Source organism: Streptomyces sp. NPDC003247 (assembly GCF_042888135.1).
Lineage (GTDB): Bacteria > Actinomycetota > Actinomycetes > Streptomycetales > Streptomycetaceae > Streptomyces.
The window spans coordinates 1043544-1062890 of the sequence record NZ_JBIAPF010000001.1 but is presented as its reverse complement, the minus strand read 5'-3'; the positions used below and the strand labels follow the sequence as shown (position 1 = coordinate 1062890).

At 72.7% G+C, this 19347-nt stretch carries 14 protein-coding genes and 1 pseudogene; 10 read left to right on the top strand and 5 right to left on the bottom strand.

Annotation, left to right across the window (positions count from 1 at the left end):
• Window positions 1–26 precede the first annotated feature (26 nt).
• Together ACFYWQ_RS04470 and ACFYWQ_RS04465 are read left to right on the top strand one after the other, a co-directional pair.
• Window positions 27–902: an acyl-CoA thioesterase gene (locus tag ACFYWQ_RS04470; protein WP_389512687.1), complete on the top strand. Its 876-nt coding sequence runs from the start codon at window positions 27–29 to the stop codon at window positions 900–902.
• A gap of 320 nt (window positions 903–1222) precedes the next feature.
• A complete protein-coding gene (locus ACFYWQ_RS04465; RefSeq protein WP_389512685.1) occupies window positions 1223–1585 on the top strand; it encodes a hypothetical protein in 363 nt (120 codons plus the stop codon).
• 127 nt (window positions 1586–1712) lie between these two features.
• Here the strand turns inward: ACFYWQ_RS04465 and ACFYWQ_RS04460 are convergent, their stop codons facing one another.
• Complete coding sequence (locus ACFYWQ_RS04460) at window positions 1713–2501, bottom strand: phosphatase (protein ID WP_389512683.1); 789 nt, start codon at window positions 2499–2501, stop codon at window positions 1713–1715.
• A gap of 548 nt (window positions 2502–3049) precedes the next feature.
• On the opposite strand from ACFYWQ_RS04460, the gene ACFYWQ_RS04455 reads away from it, so the two are divergent.
• A complete protein-coding gene (locus ACFYWQ_RS04455; protein WP_389512681.1) occupies window positions 3050–4726 on the top strand; it encodes a thiamine pyrophosphate-binding protein in 1677 nt (558 codons plus the stop codon).
• A 98-nt stretch (window positions 4727–4824) separates the two neighbouring features.
• Here ACFYWQ_RS04455 and ACFYWQ_RS04450 read toward each other — a convergent pair.
• A pseudogene (locus ACFYWQ_RS04450) lies at window positions 4825–5163 on the bottom strand (ATP-binding protein); the annotation flags it as partial.
• Between the two features lie 205 nt (window positions 5164–5368).
• Here ACFYWQ_RS04450 and ACFYWQ_RS04445 point away from each other — a divergent pair.
• Window positions 5369–6127: a GntR family transcriptional regulator gene (locus ACFYWQ_RS04445; RefSeq protein ID WP_389512679.1), complete on the top strand. Its 759-nt coding sequence runs from the start codon at window positions 5369–5371 to the stop codon at window positions 6125–6127.
• A 99-nt stretch (window positions 6128–6226) separates the two neighbouring features.
• On the opposite strand, the gene ACFYWQ_RS04440 is transcribed toward ACFYWQ_RS04445, so the two are convergent.
• The 3 genes from ACFYWQ_RS04440 to ACFYWQ_RS04430 all read right to left on the bottom strand — a co-directional run bounded on the left by ACFYWQ_RS04440 (window position 6227) and on the right by ACFYWQ_RS04430 (window position 10429).
• Window positions 6227–6847, bottom strand: coding sequence for a hypothetical protein (locus ACFYWQ_RS04440; protein ID WP_389512677.1), 621 nt, complete (start codon window positions 6845–6847; stop codon window positions 6227–6229).
• Window positions 6848–7086: 239 nt separating this feature from the next.
• A complete protein-coding gene (locus ACFYWQ_RS04435; protein ID WP_389512675.1) occupies window positions 7087–7893 on the bottom strand; it encodes an endonuclease I family protein in 807 nt (268 codons plus the stop codon).
• Window positions 7894–8092: 199 nt separating this feature from the next.
• Window positions 8093–10429, bottom strand: coding sequence for an ArnT family glycosyltransferase (locus ACFYWQ_RS04430; RefSeq protein ID WP_389512876.1), 2337 nt, complete (start codon window positions 10427–10429; stop codon window positions 8093–8095).
• Between the two features lie 502 nt (window positions 10430–10931).
• Between ACFYWQ_RS04430 and ACFYWQ_RS04425 the strand changes: the two genes are divergently transcribed.
• From ACFYWQ_RS04425 to ACFYWQ_RS04400, 6 genes are all read left to right on the top strand, one after another.
• Window positions 10932–11792, top strand: a complete 861-nt coding sequence (locus tag ACFYWQ_RS04425) for a serine hydrolase (protein ID WP_389512674.1) — start codon at window positions 10932–10934, stop codon at window positions 11790–11792.
• Between the two features lie 164 nt (window positions 11793–11956).
• Window positions 11957–13009, top strand: coding sequence for an esterase-like activity of phytase family protein (locus tag ACFYWQ_RS04420; RefSeq protein ID WP_389512672.1), 1053 nt, complete (start codon window positions 11957–11959; stop codon window positions 13007–13009).
• A 191-nt stretch (window positions 13010–13200) separates the two neighbouring features.
• Window positions 13201–16971 carry an ABC transporter ATP-binding protein gene (locus ACFYWQ_RS04415; protein WP_389512670.1) on the top strand — a complete coding sequence of 1257 codons (3771 nt, stop codon included), beginning with the start codon at window positions 13201–13203 and terminating at the stop codon, window positions 16969–16971.
• Window positions 16972–17133: 162 nt separating this feature from the next.
• On the top strand, window positions 17134–17523 hold the full coding sequence (locus ACFYWQ_RS04410) for a hypothetical protein (RefSeq protein WP_389512668.1): 390 nt from the start codon (window positions 17134–17136) through the stop codon (window positions 17521–17523).
• Between the two features lie 132 nt (window positions 17524–17655).
• Window positions 17656–19071 carry a S28 family serine protease gene (locus ACFYWQ_RS04405; RefSeq protein ID WP_389512667.1) on the top strand — a complete coding sequence of 472 codons (1416 nt, stop codon included), beginning with the start codon at window positions 17656–17658 and terminating at the stop codon, window positions 19069–19071.
• A gap of 167 nt (window positions 19072–19238) precedes the next feature.
• On the top strand, window positions 19239–19313 hold the full coding sequence (locus ACFYWQ_RS04400) for a putative leader peptide (RefSeq protein WP_385062605.1): 75 nt from the start codon (window positions 19239–19241) through the stop codon (window positions 19311–19313).
• Window positions 19314–19347 lie beyond the last annotated feature (34 nt).

The window sequence follows — 19347 nt, the reverse complement described above, 5'->3', positions numbered from 1 at the left end:
CGCCCGCCGCCCGGTACAAAGTCCCCATGAGCCAGGCACTGCACGACCTCCTCGATCTGCTCGACCTCGAGCAGATCGAGGAGAACATCTTCCGCGGCCGGTCCCGCTCCGCCGTCGTCCCGCGCGTCTTCGGCGGCCAGGTCGCCGCCCAGGCGCTGGTCGCCGCCGGGCGCACGGTCCCCCCGGACCGGCACGCCCACTCCCTGCACGCGTACTTCCTGCGCGCCGGCGACCCGGGCGCGCCCATCGTCTACAACGTCGAGCGCATCCGCGACGGCCGCTCGTTCACCACCCGTCGCGCGGTCGCGGTCCAGCACGGCCGCCCCATCTTCACGCTGTCGGCGTCCTTCCAGACGTACGAGGACGGCCTCGACCACCAGGCCGCGATACCGCCCGCGCCGGACCCGGCGACCCTGCCCACCTCCGAGGACCGCCTGCGCGGCTACGCCCACCTGGACCCGGCCGTCGTCGAGAAGTTCCTGGAGGCCCGTCAGGCGATCGACCTGCGCTACGTCGACGAGCCGCCGTTCGGCCGGTTCGGCGAGCCGCGCGAGCCGCGCTCGCAGGTCTGGTTCCGCACCAACGGCAAGCTCGGCGGTGCCGTCGACGCACCGCTCCTGCACGTCGTCCTGGCCACGTACGTCTCCGACATGACGCTGCTGGACTCGATCCTCCTCGCGCACGGCCGCGGCGGCTGGGCGGTCGGCGACGTCGTCGGCGCCTCCCTCGATCACGCCATGTGGTTCCACCGCCCGTTCCGCGTCGACGACTGGCTGCTGTACGACCAGGAGTCGCCGTCGGCGTACGGCGGCCGCGGCCTGGGGCAGGGCCGCATCTACACACGCGACGGACGGCTCGCCGTCTCGGTGATCCAGGAGGGCGTGGTCCGGGTCCCGCGGTGACCGGCCGGCGCGGCGGGCCACGGCTGATCGTCCGAGGGCCGTCCGAGATGCCGATCTGCCGGGGCGGCACTAGTCTCAATGAGTGAACGCCGCATGCACGGCACGCCCGGCCGGCCGGTTCCCGACCCGAGCGGACCAAGGCCACAGCGATCGCCCGCGAGTAGCGACGGGCGGCCTGGAGGCGTCGGCGGCCGAGACCGTGCTCCCGGTGCGGTGATACCGGAAGACCCTGTCGCAACTTCGTTTGCGGCTGCGGCCATCCATTCCCGTCCTCCTCCGTAGGGGGAGCGCGGGAGACGATGGAGCGAAAGGTAATCCTCATGCGAGTACAACGCGCCAAGCGTCTCGCTGCGGCGTCCGCCGCAGGGCTGCTCATGGCCGGTGGTATCGCGGTGGGCACAGCGGGCACCGCTTCCGCGAACGACCACAACGGCTACAGCCACAATTACTACTGCGACGACGACTCGTGGTGGAACGACTGCGACGACGGCTACGGCCGTGGCGGCTACGGCGGCCACGACCACGACAACGGCCGTGGCGGTTACGGCGACCACGACAACGGTCGTGGCGGCTACGGCGACCACGGCGGTGGCCACGGTGGTGGCCATGGCGGTGGCCACGGTGGCGGCGGTCATGGCGGCGGTGGTCATGGCGGTGGCGGCCACGGTGGTGGCGGCCGCTGATCCGAACATCCGATAACGGCGCGATGCGCGGCTCCCGAAAGGGCCGCGCATCGCGCCTCTCCCCGGCGCCGGCCGGGGGTCCCTGCCGGACCGTCCGCCTACGCCAGGCCCGCCTACGCCCGACCCACTACGCCAGGCCCGCTTCCGCCAGCAGATACGCCGTCATCGGGTCGTAGTGGCGCGGGCTGACGACGTGGTCGTCGAGCGGGACCGTCACCTGCACGGTGCCCTCCGCCTCGGCGATGAACAGGGCGGGGTCGTTGCAGTCGGCGTACCCGACGGAGTCCACGCCGTGCTGTCCGGCGTAGCCCGCCCAGCCGTGGTCGGCGACGACCAGGTCGGGCAGCGGGCGGCCCTGGTGCTCCAGGGCGGTCAGGATCGCCCGCATCGGCTCGCCCGAATGGGTGTGCCAGAGGGTGGCGCCGTGCTCCAGCACCGCCACGTCCGCGAACTGCATGACGTAACCCTCGTCGGTCTGGAGTCCGTCCGGGATCACGACGATCTCGCAGCCGGCCGCGCGCAGGGCGGCGGCGGTGGCGTGGTGGACGTCGAGCAGACCGCCCGGGTGACCGGTGGCGAACAGCACCCGCTGCCGGTCCTCGGCCGCCTTGCGCAGCCGCCCCGCCAGCCGGTCCAGGGCGTCGACCGTCAGATCCGGGTCGATGGTGTCCTGGCCGTAGCGGTACTCGGGGTCGTCGTTGACGCCGACCCGCTCCGCCATCACCGCGAGCACGTCCTGTTCGTCGGTCCAGCGGTCGCCGAGCTCCAGTCCGAGCCAGAAGTTGCGGACACCGTTCGCCAGCTGACGGTAGTGGGAGAGGTTGTTCTCGCGCGGGGTGGCGACGTCCCCCGCTATACGGGTCCTGACGAGGTGGTCGACGAGCTCGGCGCGGCTGGGGGTCCCGGGTATCGGCATGGAGTCCATTGTGGGGCAGCCGTCTGTGGGCGTACCCGCAGTTCCGGACGCTGGGACGCGGGTCACTCGCCCCGTCCGCCCCGGTCCGCCCCGGTCCGCCACCGTCGCCCCGCCCGCCCCGGCACGCGCGTCCGCTCCCGGATGGTGGGGAGGAGGACCCGGACGGCGCCGTCGGCGAGGCCGATCAGCGGCGGGCCGGGGGCCGTGCCCGGCCCGGAGGCGGCCACGGCGTCCGGCGCGCCGCGGTCCCCAGCGGCATCCGCACCGGGGCCGACGAGCGGGCCGCTCCCCTGCCGCCGCTCCTGTGCCACTCCCGTGCCACTCCCGTGCCGCTCCGTGTTCGCCGGTGTTCGCCGGTCGGGAGGGAGCGCGGGACGGCGGCGACGGAGGCGATCCGCCGACGTCGTCGAGGTCGCCCCCGCGTACGATCACGCGGAGATCACGTCGGTGGCCGCTTCGGTGGCCGCGTAGGTGGCCGCGTCCCCCACGGCGTACGAACCGACCACGATCACGTCCACGTCCCGTCGGATTGCGGAGGCCCGCGCGCAGTGACCCACGACCACGACCTGGTGCTCCGTCCGACCGCCGCCCAGGCGGAGGCCGCCCTGAACCCTCCCCCGGGCCGCACCGGCGGGGACCTGGTCGTGGAGACCCTGGCCGGGCTCGGCGCGACGACCGTCTTCGGCCTGTCCGGCCGGCCCGCCCCCGGCCTGTCCGACGCCCTGAGCCGCTCCGACCTGCGGTACGTCGGCCTGCGGGCGGAGAACAACGCCGCCTTCGCGGCGGACGCCCACGGCCGGGTCACCGGTGAGGCGGCCCCGCTGCTGCTGTCGGCGGGGCCGGGCGCGCTGACCTCGCTCGCCGCCCTCCAGGAGGCGGCGGCGGCCTCGGCTCCCGTGCTGGGCATCAGCAGCCAGATCCCGGCGGCGGGGCTCGGCGGCGGGCGCCACGGCTACCTCCACGAGCTCCCCGACCAGGCGGCCTCGTTCCGGGGTGTGGTCAAGTCGGTCCACACCGCGCGCACCCAGTCCCAGATCCCCTCCGCGATCGCGGAGGCCTGGAGGTCGGCGCTGACGGCACCGCACGGCCCGGTGTGGGTGGAGATCCCGCAGGACGTCCTGCGGGCGCCGACGCCGATCCCGGTGGTGACGGGCGTGGACGCGACCCCGGAGGAACTGGTGCCGCGCCCCGAGCTCACGGCGGTCGCCGCCGACCTGCTGTCCAGGGCCGCCCGCCCGGCGATCGTCGCGGGCGGGGGAGTGGTCCGGGCGGACGCCTCGAAGAAACTGCGCCGGCTCGCGGAGCTGCTGCGGGCGCCGGTGGTGACGACGTTCGGCGGCAAGGGCGCGTTCCCCTGGACGCATCCGCTGTCGCTGCGGTCCTGGCTGGAGGACCGCCGCACGACGGACTTCCTGGAGGACGCGGACGTCCTGCTGGTGGTCGGCTCCGGGCTGGGCGAGCTGTCCTCCAACCACCACACCTTCCGGCCCCGGGGCCGGATCGTCCAGATCGAGGCGGACCTCGGCAAGCTGGAGTCCAACCACCCGGCCCTGGGCATCCACGCGGACGCCCGCCTGGCCTTGCAGGCGCTGCTGGAGACGGTCACCGAACGCGAGGACCCCGCGGCCCCCGAGCGCGTCCGCGCCCTGCTCGACGAGGTCGCCGACCGCATCGCCGCCCAGGACCTCACCGTGGAGCAGGAGGTGCTGGCGTCGGTGCGCCGGGCGCTGCCCGCCGACTCCCCGTCCTTCTGGGACATGACCGTCCTGACCTCCTGGGCATGGTCGGCCTTCGACGCCAAGGGCCCCAACCGGATGCACTCCGCCCAGGGCGCCGGCGGTCCCGGCTACGCCTTCCCGGCGGCCCTCGGCGCGGCGGTGGCGGACCCGACCCGCCCGGTCCTGGCGGTGTCGGGCGCCGGCGGCGCCCTGTACTCGGTCGCCGAACTGGCGACGGCCCGCCAGTACGGCCTGAACGTCACCTGGATCGTCGTGGACGACGGCGGCCCCGGCGCGTCCCTGACGGACCCCTCCGTCCGGGCGGCGGCGACGGAACCGACCCGCCCCGACTATGTGGCCCTGGCCGAGTCGTTCGGGGTCCCCGGTGTCCGCACGACCCCGCAGACCCTGGAGGCCGACCTGGCGAAGGCGCTGGCGTCGGCCGGTCCGTCGGTGGTGGTGCTGCCGGCGGTACTGCGGCTGTTCGCTCCGACGCACGCGGGGTGAGGGGGGCTTTCCAGGGGCTGCGGGAGCTGAAGTTCGGCCCACGTCGCCTTCCCGACGCCGTGCAGACCGGGGCAGCACCCCCACCGCTGGGCGAGGGAGGCGATGAGGAAGAGCCCCCGGCCGCCCTCGTCCTCGTCGGTGACCGTCCTCGGCTCCGGCCGGGCGTTGCCGGAGTCGGCGACCTCCACGCGGAGGCGGGAGTCGTACCGGGCGACGCGTACGCCGATCTTCCGTCCGGCCGGAACCCCGGCGTGCCGGAGCGAGTTCGTGACCAGCTCGGTGAGCAGCAGCTCGGCCGTGCCGGCGACTTCGCCGTCGACCTCCCACTCCGTGAGCTGATCGCGCAGCAGGTCTCGGGCCCGCCTCGCGCTGCGAGGGTTCTGCGGCAGCCGCCACCGAACCTCCGCGACGCCGGGACGTGCGGGCTGCTGTGGCATGGCGGGGACCGGCATGAGGACCTCCAGGGCACGTTCGGCAAGGTGGGTTCCAGTCATCTCTAGAGATGAGTGAAGCACTCGCGCGCCGGTAATCACTCGCATCTCTAGAGATGCGAGCGAAATTGCCCGGATGGAGTCGCCGTCCGGCTGTAGAGGCTGACGATCGATGCCTAGGATGCCTAGAGATGATCAGAGGAGAGCCTGGATGAGCAGCCGGGGATCGGGGCGTCAGCCCAAGTACCAGCGCATCGCCACCGACATGCGCGCGGCGATCGAGGCCGGCGAGTACGGCCCCGGTGAGCGGCTCCCCGGTGAGAACGACCTCATGGCGACGTACGGCGTGGCGCGTATGACGGCCCGGCAGGCTCTCGGGGTCCTCCAGGCGGAAGGGATCGTCGAGGCGCGCAAGGGTGCCGGAGTGTTCGTCCGGCACTTCAAGCCGATCCGGCGGCGGGGTGTCGAACGTCTCGCTCATGCCCGGTGGGGTGAGGGCCGGTCCGTCTGGGAGGCCGATGCCGCCGGCCGTGAACTCGTCGTCGACGCGGTAGAGGTCGGCGAGGAGGACGCTACACCTGTCGTTGCGGCGGTCCTGGACCTGGCGGAGGGCCAGAGGGTTTGTGTCCGTCGGCGCCGCTACACCCTCGATGGCAAACCGGTCCTCCTCTCCACGTCGTACCTGTCCGCCGACCTCGTCTCCGGTACGGCGATCACTCAGCCGGACACCGGCCCCGGCGGTGTCTACGCGAGACTGGAGGAGTTGGGCCGCAGGCCGGTCCGCTTCCGGGAGGAGATCCGCTCTCGCATGCCGGGCAGGGACGAGGCCGAACGGCTCGCCCTGCCGCCCGGTGTCCCCGTCGTGCTGGTCGCCCGTACCGCTTTCGACGCGGACACTGCTGCCGTCGAGGTGAATGAGATGGTGCTGGACTCGGCGGCGTACGTGCTGGAGTACGGATTCGAGGCGTGAGCCTGTGCCGGGTGATGCGCATGGTCGCTCAACCGGCAGCCGCCGCCGCGGCCCGCTCGCCGTCCGGTCCGGTGGTCGGGCCGGCCGCTCCGCCGCCGGTCAGGAACGCAGCTTGGGCAGCAGCGCTCGGACGGTCTCCGTCATGGCGGGCCAGGCCGCCGTGATCTGTTGGTCCGTCAGGAGGGTCAGGCTCTGCACCTGGACCTCGCACCCCAGGTTGCTGTCCCGGACCACCAGCCGGAGGTCGCTGGGGAAGGCGGCCTCCTCGGCGCTCTCGTAGCGGAAGGCCCCGCCGCCGAGATCCGGCACCTGCGCCACCGAGGCCTGGGCCTCCTTCGACGCCGAGGACAGCACGTACTCGTACTGCTTGATCGCGGTGGCCACGTCCTTCCACGCGGTGCAGTAGACGACGGAACGGCCGTTCGCCTCCGTCCCGGTCCCCCCGAAGCCCTGGAGGCAGGCGGCGCCGCTGCCCTCCGCCGGATCGGAGCCGGTCCGCTGTCCCTTCGGCGCACCGTCCGCCGGTGCGACGGCGGCGGTCAGCGGGCCGAAGTCGAGATGCGGACAGAGGTCCGTCGGCGGACTGTAGTCGCCCGGCCCGTTCGCCGTTTCGGCTGCGGCCGTCGGTTCGGCAGCAGCCGTCGGCGTGCCTCCGGCGTCGGCGGACTCCTTCCCGTCCCCGCCGCCGCACCCGGCCAGTGAGCCGAGGGCGAGCGCCACGCCCGCACCCCATCTCGCTGCGCGAAAGCCCTTGGCTGTTCGAGACAATGCCACGCCCTCTCCCCTGAGTGCCGGCCCGTCCACGGCCGACGGCGGCACCACCATCGCAAAGCGCGGCCCCGGATCCATCGGGGAAATTACCTAAGCCCTTACGTAGAGAGGGGGACGGGAACCGCCAGCTGTGAGGGAGAGCCGAACTCCCCGTCGTGCCAAGGGGAGTTCGGCCGGCCGCATGCCGTCTACCAGATCGCCTCGACCCACTCCGGGTGGTCGATGAACGGGTTCCGGTTGTGCTGGTAGGTGTCGTAGATGACCTGGTTGCGCTTCTCCTCGAAGGCGCTCGGCGGGTCCTCGTCGTTCCACTGCTTGAGCACGGACAGCTTGCCGATGTACGGGTTGCTGCCGTTGCCGACCTTCTCGTTGGGTTCGAGGTCGGGCCAGCCGTCGTCGCCCTCGTACCGCACGGCCATGTAGAGGATCATGCGGGCCACGTCGCCCTTGTCGGCGTCGCGCGGCTCGAAGGAGTCGGAGTCGACGAGGCTGCCGCCGCCGTTGGTGACCGTGCTGCCGCCGTTGTCGAAGTCCAGGTTGCCGCGGATGCTGTTGACCTGGACGTCGGCGGGGCGCAGGTGGTGCAGGTCGGTGCCGGGACCGGTCGCCTCACCGAAGTCGCCGTGGGACTTGGCCCACACGTGCTCACGGTTCCAGTCGCCGACGTCGCCGCCGTTGAGGGACTTGGCCCGGGAGACGCCGCTGTACAGCAGGATCACGTTGCTGCTGTTGTTCGGGTCCTGGTCGGTGGCCTTGAGGGCGTCCCAGACCGCCGAGTACGAGATCTTCGACTGGCTGCTGATGATGGTGTGCAGCGAGGACTTCAGGCTGGTGCCGGTCTTACCGATCGCGTTCTTGTAGTACGTCGAGTCGTAGGCCGTCGTGGTCGCCGCGGCCGGGGGTGCGGCCAGGAGGGGGGTGGAGAGGCCGGCCAGTACCGCGGCGGTGGCGAGTGCCACCGGCTTCCATCGGGGTGTCCGTCGTGTCGCCAGCATGTGGGGGTTCCCATCTACGCGGGTTGATTGGAGGCGGCACTGGGGAGAGTGGCATGGACATGAGGCCTTGTAAATGAATCCGGCATGTCGATCGGGTGACGAGGTCCGGCAAGTCGGGCGTGTTCTACGCGAGTTGACACACGAAACGGCCCCCGACCGGTGTGTCGGGGGCCGTCAGGGCCGTTCGGGTTCGGGTCCGTCAGCTGACGTCCGAGGGGTCCAGGCGGTAGATCGTCGACGTGTTCGACTGGCCGTCCTGCGTGGTGCCGGAACCGGACTCGGACGTGTCGGAGGAGTTCGACGAGTCCGACGAGTTCGACGAGTTCGACGTCGAGCTCTTGCTGTACTCGCTCTCCTCGACCGCCGTCCCGTTCTTCTGCACCCACTCCGTCACCGCGGAGCTGAGGTCGGTGTCACCGCTCCGGCCGCCCATGCCCTGGCTGCTGATCTGGATGTAGTGCAGCTTGCCGCTCTTCACCAGCTCCTTGAGCCGGGCCAGCGTCATCGCCTTGTCGCTGCCGGTCCAGCCCCACATGGAGATGACCGGTTCCCCGCTGCTGAGGATGAGCTGCGCGGCGCTCTGCGAACCGGACACCGCCAGCAGCCACGTGGCGCCGTCCTGGTGCTTCTTCAGGTACGAGATGAGCTCGCTGCTCGTGTCGCCGCCCATTCCGCCGCCGCCCATGCTTCCACCGCCGGGACCGCCGCCGGCGCCGCCGGGCTGCGTGCCGCCGGAGGTGCCGGCCTCGGAGGAGCCGTCGCCGGAGGAGCCGTTGCCGGAGGTGCCGTTCGGGGGCGTGCCGCCGCCCGGCATCTCACCGCCGCCGCCCGGCATCTGACCGCCGCCCGGCATCTCGCCGCCGCCGGGGAAGCCGCCCTCGGCCTGGCCGCCGGCCTGACCGTCGGCCTGGCCGTTCTGCCCGCCCTGCTGCGTGCTGCCGGGTCCGCCGGTGCCGCCGCCCGGGAAACCGCCCCGGCCGCCGCCACCGCCGCCCCCGAAGCCGCCGCTGCCCGTCGTGGGACCGGCCGTCGGGTTCGTTCCGCCCATGCCGCCGCCGGAGCCGGACGGCACCGACCAGGCGTACGCCGCCGGACCCGCCACCGCCGCGACGACCGCCGCCGCCACGGAGGCGGCCAGCAGCCGCACCCGGCCGCCGGAACGGAAGCGGAAGACCAGCAGCCCCGCGACGGCGAGCGCCATCACCACGCCGATCGCCGGCCACAGCCAGGTGTTCCAGCCGTCGGCCCGGCGCAGCAGCACGATCGCCCAGACCGCGGTGACGACGAGGGCGAGCGGCAGCACCCACGCCCACCGCTTGTCGGCGCGGAAGGCGCGCAGCAGCATCGCGCCGCCGCCCCCGCACAGGGCCGCGATGCCGGGGGCGAGCGCGGTCGTGTAGTACGGGTGCATGGTGCCCTCGGCCATGCTGAAGGTCAGGTAGTGCAGGATCGTCCAGCCGCCCCACAGCAGCAGCGCGGCCCGGGTGAGGTCGGTGCGCGGCGCGTGGCGCCCGCACAGGACGAGGCCGGCCACCAGGGCGATGCCCGCGAAGGGCAGCAGCCAGGAGATCTGGCCGCCGAGCACGTCGTTGAACATCCGGCCGATGCCGGCGGTGCCGGAGAAGCCGCCGCCCCCGCCGCCGCCGCCCCCGCCGTTGCCCTCGCCGCCGAGGACCCGGCCGAGGCCGTTGTAGCCCATGATCAGGTCCCAGGCGCTGCCGTCGGTCGAACCACCGATGTAGGGCCGCTCGGAGGCCGGCACCAGGGAGACCGCCGCCGCCCACCAGAAGCTGCTCACCGCGAGCGCCACGCCCGCGAGCAGCAGGTTGACGATCCGCTTCACCAGGCGGGGCTTCGCCGCGTACAGGTACACCGCGAAGACGGCGGGCAGCGGGATCCAGCCCTGGAGCATCTTGGTGTTGAAGGCGAGGCCGAAGCAGGCCGCCGAGCCCAGCAGCGGCAGCACCCTGCCGCCGTGCGCCGCCCGCAGGGCGAGCGCCACGCCGGCCGCCATCAGGAACACCAGCAGCGTGTCGGGGTTGTTGTCCCGGTTGATGGCGACCGTGATCGGGGTGAGCGCGAGGACCAGCGCGGCGACCGTCGCCGCGCCGTGGCCCCAGACCCGCTTCACGGAGTCGTGCAGGATCCAGATCGTCCCGAGGGCCACCAGGATCATCGGCAGCATCATCTGCCAGGTCCCGAAGCCGAACACGCGACAGGACAGGCCCATCACCATCAGGGCGAACGGCGGCTTGTCGACGGTCAGGAAGTTCCCCGCGTCCAACGAGCCGAAGAACCACGCCTTCCAGCTCTGCGTGCCGCTCAGCACGGCGGCGCTGTAGAAGCTGTTGAGGCCGGAGCCGGAGAGGTTCCAGGAGTAGAGCACCGCCGCCAAGGCCATGATCGCGACCAGCGCGGGGAGCGACCAGCGCGGGGCCCGCTCCGGTGGTGACGCCGCGGAAGCTGTCGTCGACGACGGCGACGACGGCGAGCCGGTGGCCGCGGCGGGCGCGTCGGGCGCGGCGGACGCGGGCACGCCGGGCACGGATGCGTCCGGCGTGGGTGCGTCGGGCGCGGATGCGGGGGGCGCGGCCGGCCCGGCGGAGGACTCGGCGGATCCGGTGGCCCCGGCGGACCCGGCGGACCCGGTCGGGTGGGGGAGGGGATCGGTGGCAGATGTCACCCTCCGCATGCTGGCCGCCGGGCGTGAGTGGCCGCTGTGCCCAAGCTGGCCGTCACCTGTGAAGCAGCACAGGCCTCGGTAACGCCCTCCCCATGCTTTGGCAACCGGCCCCGCGCCGGTCCCGCCCGGGTCCCGCCCCCGGTCTCGCCCGGGTCCCGCCCCCGGTCCCGCCCCGGCCCCGCGCCGCCGTCCGGCGGTTCGACCTCCCCCCGGACCGGCGGTTCAGCCTCCCCCCGGACCGGCGGTTCGGCCTCCCCCCGTCCGGCGGTGCAGCCTCCGCCGGGCCCGCGGCGTCACGAACGTGATCCCGGGAACATCCGTACAACTCTCGCTCACCCGTGTGAGTCAACCTGGCATGACTCACCGGACCTCCGCAGGCGGGAGAGGGCTGGTCGCCACAGCGCTCGGCACCGGCATCCTCATATCCGTCGTATCCGTCTCGGCCGCCGCTCCCGCCGCGGCCGCCACCCCCGCCGTCAGCTGCACCTCGGCCAGGGCCGGGCTGGCCGCCCAGCTGAAGAAGGACATCACGGCCGCCCTCGCGGGCCGCAAGGGCACGGTCGCCGTCGGCCTCTACGACCGCAGCACCGGCACCACCTGCACCCTGCGCGCCTCGACCGCCTACGACTCGGCGAGCGTCGTCAAGGTCACCGTCCTCGCCGCGCTGCTGTGGGACGCGCAGAAGCACGGCAGGGCGCTGACCAGCCGTGAGAAGACCCTCGCCACGGCCATGATCACCAAGTCGGACAACGCCTCCACCTCCACCCTGTGGAAGCAACTCGGCCCGACGAAGATCAAGGGCTTCCTCTCCGCCGCGAAGATGACGCAGACCACGCCGGGCGCCAACGGATACTGGGGCCTGACCCGGATCACCGTCACCGACGAGCAGAAGCAGCTCAAGCTGCTCACCGCCAAGAACACGGTCCTCACCGACGCCTCGCGCGCCTACGTCAACAAGCTGATGGGCCAGGTCGTCTCCACACAGCGCTGGGGCACCCCCTACGGGAGGCCCGCCGGGGTCACCTGGCACGTCAAGAACGGCTGGCTCTCGCGGGCCACGCACGGCTGGCGGGTGCACAGCGTCGGCACCTTCCAGGGCGGCGGCCACGACTACCACATCACCGTCCTCACCCACGGCAACAGCACGATGAACTACGGCATCACCACCATCCAGGGCGTCGCCAAGGTCATCCACAAGGACCTCGCGGCCTCCTGAACCCGCCCCGCACACGGGACCCCCTCCGCACACGGGACCCCCTCCGCACACGGGACCCCCTCCGCACATCACGGGAACCCGCCCCGCACACGGCGATCATTGACGAATTACGAATTAACGGTGTGTCCCACCGGCCGTCATCCACCCGTCCTACGGTGACGGCCATGCGCCTGCGAACCGTACTCGCCACCCTCACCGCCGGCCTGGCGGCCGCCACCTGCCTCTCCGCCGCCGGGCCCGCGAACGCCCACTCGACGAGCACCGGCGGCAGCGCCGGGCCCACGGGCGCCGCCCACGCCTGTTCCCCCGCCGTCACCCTCGACGGCTTCTCCGACGCGCTCGACAAGACGACCTACCAGGGCACCTACGTCGGCAACCTCTCCGCGCTCGCGGTGGACGGCGACGGCACGCTGGCCGCCCTCTCCGACCGCTCCGCCCTCCTCGGCCTGGACGCGCGGACGCTCGCGCCGGAGTCGGCCGTCGCGCTCGCCGACGAGAGCGGCGCCGCGCTCGACTCCGAGGGCCTGGTCGTCGACCGGGACGGCACGCGCCTGATCACCTCGGAGACCGAGCCGTCCGTACGCCGCTACAGCGCCACGGGGGAGATCCTCGACCGCCTGCCCGTCCCGGACTCCCTCCGGGTCGCCCCGGCCGGCCGCGCCGTCTCCAACGGCACCTTCGAGGGCCTGACCCTGCTGCCCGGCGGCCGCACCCTGCTGGCGTCGATGGAGTACCCGCTGGCCGGCGACGGCGCGGACACCGTCCGCTTCCAGACCTGGAAGCGCACCTCCACGGGCTTCCGGCTCGCCGCCCAGTACGCCTACCGCGCCGACGCCGGCCTCGGCGTCCCGGAGGTCCAGGCGATCCCCGACGGCCGCCTCCTCGTCCTGGAGCGCGGCTTCACCTCGGGCGTGGGCAACACCGTCCGCCTGTACCTGGCCGACCCGCGCCGGGCGACCGACACCAGCGGCATCGAGAACGTGACCGGCCAGGACGGCGTGCGCCCGGTCTCCAAGACCCTCCTCGCCGACCTCGTGACCTGCCCGACCCTGGGGGCGACGGCGAAGCAGGCGCAGCCGAACCCGCTCCTCGACAACATCGAGGGCATGGTCGTCACCGGCCGGAGCGGCGGCGCCCTGAAGGTCCTGCTGGTGAGCGACGACAACCAGAACGCGGCGCAGACGACCCGCTTCTACTCCCTGCGCGTACGGGTCTGACCCCATCCCGAGAACCCCATCCCGAGAACCTCATCCCGAGAACCCCATCCCGAGACCCCATCCCGAAAAACCCCGTCCCGCCCCCCACCTCCCCCGCTTCCCGTCCCCGCCGAATTGTTGCGGAGGGATGAAATCCGCTTCGGTCCACGTTGGTGCCTTCTGGTAGATCAGGACGAACGGAAGGCACCGGCGTGGCGGCGCAACGGGGATGGGCACGAAGACTGGCGGGTTACGCGTGGCGCCATCCGGCGGACGTCGTCCTCGCCCTGGGCTCCTCCCTCGGCGGCATGGCCGTCATGGCCGTGGTGCCGCTGTTCACCAAGGTGATCATCGATGACGTGATCGGCGACCACAGCCGCGCCATGGCCCCCTGGGCCGGTGCCCTGATCGGCGCGGCCCTGGCCGTCTACGCCCTCACCTACGTCCGCCGCTTCTACGGCGGCCGGCTCGCCCTCGACGTCCAGCACGACCTGCGCACCGACATGTACGGGACGATCACCCGGCTCGACGGACGCCGGCAGGACGAACTGTCCACCGGCCAGATCGTCGGCCGCGCCACCAGCGACCTCCAGCTCATCCAGGGCCTGCTCTTCATGCTCCCGATGACCATCGGGAACGTCCTGCTCTTCCTGATCTCCCTGGTGATCATGGCGTGGCTGTCCCCGCCGCTCACCCTGGTCGCGCTCGCCGTCGCCCCCGCCCTGTGGTGGATCGCCCGCCGCAGCCGGACCAGACTCCACCCCGCCACCTGGTACGCGCAGGCCCAGGCCGCCGCCGTCGCGGGCGTGGTCGACGGCGCCGTCACCGGCGTCCGGGTGGTGAAGGGGTTCGGGCAGGAGGAGCAGGAGACCGGGAAGCTGCGGGAGGTCGGCCGCCGCCTCTTCGCGGGCCGTCTGCGCACGATCCGGCTGAACGCCCGCTACACCCCGGCCCTCCAGGCCGTGCCCGCCCTCGGCCAGGTCGCGATGCTCGCGCTCGGCGGCTGGCTCGCCGTCCGCGGGCACGTCACGCTCGGCACGTTCGTCGCCTTCTCCACCTACCTCGCCCAGCTCGTCGGCCCGGTCCGCATGCTCGCCATGGTCCTCACCGTCGGCCAGCAGGCCCGCGCCGGCACCGAACGCGTCCTGGAGCTGATCGACACCGAGCCCTCACTGGCGGACGGCACCAAGGAGCTCCCGGCCGACGCCCCCGCGACCGTCGAGTTCGACGACGTCTCCTTCTCCTACGAGGGCGCCTCCGGCCCGGTCCTGGAGGGGCTCACCTTCGAGATCCGCGCCGGCGAGACCCTCGCCCTCGTCGGCTCCTCCGGCTCCGGCAAGTCCACGGTCTCCCTGCTCCTGCCGCGCTTCTACGACGTCGGCAGAGGCGCCGTCCTCGTCGGCGGCCACGACGTCCGCGAACTCACCCTCGACTCGCTGCGGGCCGCGATCGGCCTGGTGCCCGAGGACTCGTTCCTCTTCTCGGACACCGTCCGCGCCAACATCGCCTACGGCCGTCCCGACGCCACCGACGAGGAGATCGAGGCCGCGGCCCGCGCCGCCCAGGCCGACCGGTTCATCGCCGAGCTGCCCGAGGGCTACGCCACCGAGGTCGGCGAGCAGGGCCTGACCCTCTCCGGCGGCCAGCGCCAGCGCATCGCCCTCGCCCGGGCCCTCCTCACCGACCCGCGCCTGCTCGTCCTCGACGACGCGACCTCGGCGGTCGACGCCCGCGTCGAGCACGAGATCCACGAGGCCCTCGCAAAGGTCATGGAGGGCCGCACCACCCTCCTGATCGCCCACCGCCGCTCCACCCTCAACCTCGCCGACCGCATCGCCGTCCTGGACGGCGGCCGGCTCGCCGACCTCGGCACCCACGAGGAGCTCCAGGAGCGGTCGGCGCTCTACCGCCGCCTGCTCACCGACCCCGACGAGCTGGGCGGCGTCTCGCCCGGCCACGCCCGGCCCGCCGCGCCCCGCGAGGACACCTCCGTACGGGACGAGCTGGACGCCGAGTTCGACGCCGAGCGCGGCGTCACCCCCCGCCTGTGGACCGGCGACCGCGTGCCGAAGGACACGGCCCTGTCCGGCACGCCGGCCACCCCGGAGCTCCTCGCCCGGGTCGACGCCCTCCCGCCCGCGACCGACACCCCCGACGTCGACGAGATCCGCGCGGTCACCCCCGAGGACTCCTACGGCCTGCGCCGCCTCCTGCGCGGCTTCGGCCCGCCCCTCCTGGTCAGCCTCGCCCTCGTCGCCGTCGACGCGGGCATGAGCCTGCTGCTGCCGGTGATGATCCGGCACGGCATCGACGACGGCGTCACCCGCGCGGCGACGGCCGCCGTCTGGACGGCCTCCCTGCTCGCGCTGCTCGCCGTCCTGGTGCAGTGGGCCGCGCAGACCGGCGAGACCCGGATGACCGGCCGCACCGGCGAACGGGTCCTGTACACCCTGCGACTGAAGATCTTCGCCCAGCTCCAGCGGCTCGGCCTCGACTACTACGAGCGGGAGCTGACCGGCCGGATCATGACGCGGATGACGACGGACGTCGACGCGTTGTCGACGTTCCTCCAGACCGGCCTGGTCACCGCGTTCGTGTCGGTGGTCACCTTCTTCGGCATCATGGCCGCCCTGCTGGTGATCGACCTCCAGCTCGCCCTCGTCGTCTTCGCGACGCTGCCCCCGCTCGTCGTCGCCACGTACTTCTTCCGCCGGGCCAGCGTGAAGGCGTACGAACTGGCCCGGGAACGGGTCTCGGCGGTCAACGCCGACCTCCAGGAGTCGGTGGCCGGGCTGCGGATCGTGCAGGCCTTCCGGCGCGAGCGGGACGGCGGGCGCCGGTTCGCCGAGCGCAGCGACAGCTACCGCAGGGCCCGGATCCGGGGCCAGCGGCTGATCTCGGTCTACTTCCCGTTCGTGCAGTTCCTGTCGTCGGCGGCCGCGGCGGCCGTCCTGATCGCCGGCGCCGGCCGGGTCGACGAGGCGACCCTGACGACCGGCGCGCTGGTGGCGTACCTGCTGTACATCGACCTGTTCTTCGCCCCCGTCCAGCAGCTCTCCCAGGTCTTCGACGGCTACCAGCAGGCCACGGTCTCGCTGGGCCGCATCCAGGAGCTGCTGAGGGTGCCGACGTCCACGCGGACCGCCGACGACCCGCTGGAGGTCACCTCCCTGCGCGGCGAGATCGCCTTCGAGGACGTGCACTTCCGGTACGGCTCCGCCGACGAGCCCGAGGAGGCGCTGACCGGGATCGAGCTGCGGATCCCCGCCGGTCAGACCGTCGCGTTCGTGGGGGAGACCGGCGCGGGCAAGTCGACGCTTGTGAAGCTGGTGGCCCGCTTCTACGACCCCACCTCCGGTCGGGTGCTCGTCGACGGCCGTGACCTGCGCCGTCTCGACCTCACGTCGTACCGCCACCGCCTGGGCGTCGTCCCGCAGGAGGCGTACCTCTTCCCCGGCACCGTCCGCGACGCCATCGCCTACGGCCGCCCCGACGCCACCGACGCCGAGGTGGAGGCGGCCGCCCGCGCGGTCGGCGCGCACGACATGATCGCGACGCTGGAGGGCGGCTACCTCCACGAGGTCGCCGAGCGGGGCCGCAACCTCTCCGCCGGGCAGCGCCAGCTGATCGCGCTGGCCCGCGCCGAACTCGTCGACCCCGACGTCCTGCTGCTGGACGAGGCCACGGCCGCCCTGGACCTGGCGACCGAGGCCCAGGTCAACCAGGCCACCGACCGCCTCGCGGGCCGCCGTCGCACCCACCCGTCGCCCGACCACCACCCCTCGGGGAGCGCCGGCGCGCGCACCACCCTGATCGTCGCCCACCGCCTGACCACCGCGGCCCGCGCCGACCGGGTGGTGGTGATGGACCACGGCCGGGTCGTCGAGGACGGCACGCACGAGGAGCTGCTGGCCCTCGGCGGCCGGTACGCGCTGCTGTGGCGGACCTTCGTGGGGGAGCCGGTCGGCACGGCGGCGTCCTGACGGCGCCCGGCAACCCCGGCTCCGCAACCATCCGGCGTACGCCGTGCGTCCGTACACCAGTACGTCAGCACACCAGTACGTCGACGGAACACCAGTGCGCCAGTACACCAGTGCGTCCGTACACCCGTACGGCGATGCGCGGAGCGCGGAAGGGGACGGACCGTGGACAGGGGTGCCTTACGCCGGCGGCCGACGGTCGCCCTGGCCGTGCTGATCACGTCCGCCCTGCTCGCGCTGACGACACCGGCCGGCGCCGAGGCCGCGGGATCGCCCTGCCCCGGCCGGAAGACGCGGACGCTGACGTTCTCCGCCGGCGCGGTGCACGTCTACCGCGGCAACGGCTCCGTCTGCGCCTTCACCCTCCGGGCCCGCCCCGGCACACGCACCCGGATGTCGGTCAGCGTGCGGGCGCGCGGCCACCGCGCGGTACGGCGGGAGGGCAGCCGGACCCGACGCATCGGCCCGGTCGACGTGTACGCCGGGCACCGCTGCGTGTGGGTCGAGGGCTCGGTCGGGCACGCCGAGGTCAGCTCGGGCTGGATCCTGTGCTGACCGCTGACCGCTGACCGCTGACCGCTGACCGCTGACGCACTGACCGGCTCTGGCCTCAACCCCCTCTGGTGTGACGGGTGTTGCTCCGATAGCTTCCGGCGCACATCTGTCTCACAGGGAGGGTGCACGCGCATGCGCATCGCGCTCAGATGGCTGCTGGCGCTCACCGTGCTCATAGGCACGCTGAGCGGCACCGCCGGGGCGGCCACCGCTGCCGCGCCGGACGCCACGGACATCAAGGACCGGCTGCTCTCCGTACCGGGCATGAGCCTGACCGAGGAGAAGCCGTACCCCGGCTACCGCTACTTCGTCCTGACCTACACCCAGCCGATCGACCACCGGCGCCCCTCCGCGGGCACCTTCCAGCAGCGGATCACCGTGCTGCACAAGGACGTCAGCCGCCCCACCGTCTTCTACACCGGCGGCTACCACGTCTCCACCACCCCCAGCCGCCGCGAGCCCACCCAGATCGTGGACGGCAACCAGGTCTCCATGGAGTACCGCTTCTTCACCCCCTCCCGCCCCGACCCCGCCGACTGGTCCAAGCTGGACATCTGGCAGGCCGCGAGCGACCAGCACCGCATCTTCCGGGCGCTGAAGAGCATCTACCCCGGGAACTGGATCTCCACGGGCGGCTCCAAGGGCGGCATGACCGCCACCTACTACGAGCGCTTCTACCCCAAGGACATGGACGGCGTCGTCGCGTACGTCGCCCCCAACGACGTCGTCGACACCGAGGACTCGGCCTACGACCGCTTCTTCGCCGGCGTCGGCACCGAGGAGTGCCGCGACCGCCTCGAGGCCGTGCAGCGCGAGGCGCTCGTGCGCCGCGAACCCCTGGAGCGCAGGTACGCCGCGTACGCCGCGGCCGAGGGCTACACCTTCGACACCATCGGCAGCCTCGACCGCGCCTACGAGGCCGTCGTCCTCGACTACGTCTGGGGCTTCTGGCAGTACAGCCTGCTGTCGGACTGCGACACGATCCCGGCGGACGCCGGGCACGCGACCGACGACGAGATCTGGACCTCGGTCGACACGATCTCCGGGTTCTCCTTCTACACCGACCAGGGCCTGTCGCCGTACACGCCGTACTACTACCAGGCGGGCACCCAACTCGGCGCCCCCACCATCCACTTCCCGCACATCGAGGAGAAGTACATCCGCTACGGCTACCAGCCCCCGCGCAACTTCGTCCCCCGTGCCATCCCGATGCGCTTCCAGCCGCAGGCGATGCGTGACGTCGACACCTGGGTGCGGCACAACGCCCGCCACATGCTCTTCGTCTACGGCCAGAACGACCCGTGGGGCGCCGAGCGGTTCCGCCTCGGCGACGGCGCCGAGGACTCGTACGTCCTCACGGCGCCCGGCATGAACCACGGCGCGAACGTCGCCGGCCTCGTCCCCGACGAGAAGGCCCTCGCCACCGCCCGCATCCTGGAGTGGGCCGGCGTCGCGCCCTCCGCCGTCGACCGGGCCGAGCCGCTGGCGGCGTTCGACGCGCGACTGGACGCACGGGACGTGGAACGCGAGCCCACGCTACGGCCGTGACCTCCCGCTGACACGACCACCGATCACGACCACCGATCACGACCACCGATCCCGACCACCGATCCCGACCACTGACCACAACCACCGAACACGGCCACGACGGCCGGCCGGACCGCATGCCGGTCGGCCGTCGTGCCATCGGCCGACGGTGTGTATAGTCCCGGCCCATGGAATCCGGTGTCGAGCTCGTGAAGCGCGCGCACGTCGACCTGCTCAGGGTCGCCACCGCGCTGTGTAGCTGACCCGCGCGCCCTCCCACCGGCGCCTTTCCCCTCT

Excerpts from the sequence above, each read along its gene's own strand:
- ACFYWQ_RS04445 (WP_389512679.1), top strand. The coding sequence starts at position 5,369 with ATGAGCAGCCGGGGATCGGGGCGTCAGCCCAAGTACCAGCGCATCGCC.
- ACFYWQ_RS04425 (WP_389512674.1), top strand. The coding sequence starts at position 10,932 with ATGACTCACCGGACCTCCGCAGGCGGGAGAGGGCTGGTCGCCACAGCG.
- ACFYWQ_RS04420 (WP_389512672.1), top strand. The coding sequence starts at position 11,957 with ATGCGCCTGCGAACCGTACTCGCCACCCTCACCGCCGGCCTGGCGGCC.
- ACFYWQ_RS04460 (WP_389512683.1), bottom strand. The coding sequence starts at position 2,501 with ATGCCGATACCCGGGACCCCCAGCCGCGCCGAGCTCGTCGACCACCTC.
- ACFYWQ_RS04435 (WP_389512675.1), bottom strand. The coding sequence starts at position 7,893 with ATGCTGGCGACACGACGGACACCCCGATGGAAGCCGGTGGCACTCGCC.
- ACFYWQ_RS04465 (WP_389512685.1), top strand. The coding sequence starts at position 1,223 with ATGCGAGTACAACGCGCCAAGCGTCTCGCTGCGGCGTCCGCCGCAGGG.
- ACFYWQ_RS04405 (WP_389512667.1), top strand. The coding sequence starts at position 17,656 with ATGCGCATCGCGCTCAGATGGCTGCTGGCGCTCACCGTGCTCATAGGC.
- ACFYWQ_RS04470 (WP_389512687.1), top strand. The coding sequence starts at position 27 with ATGAGCCAGGCACTGCACGACCTCCTCGATCTGCTCGACCTCGAGCAG.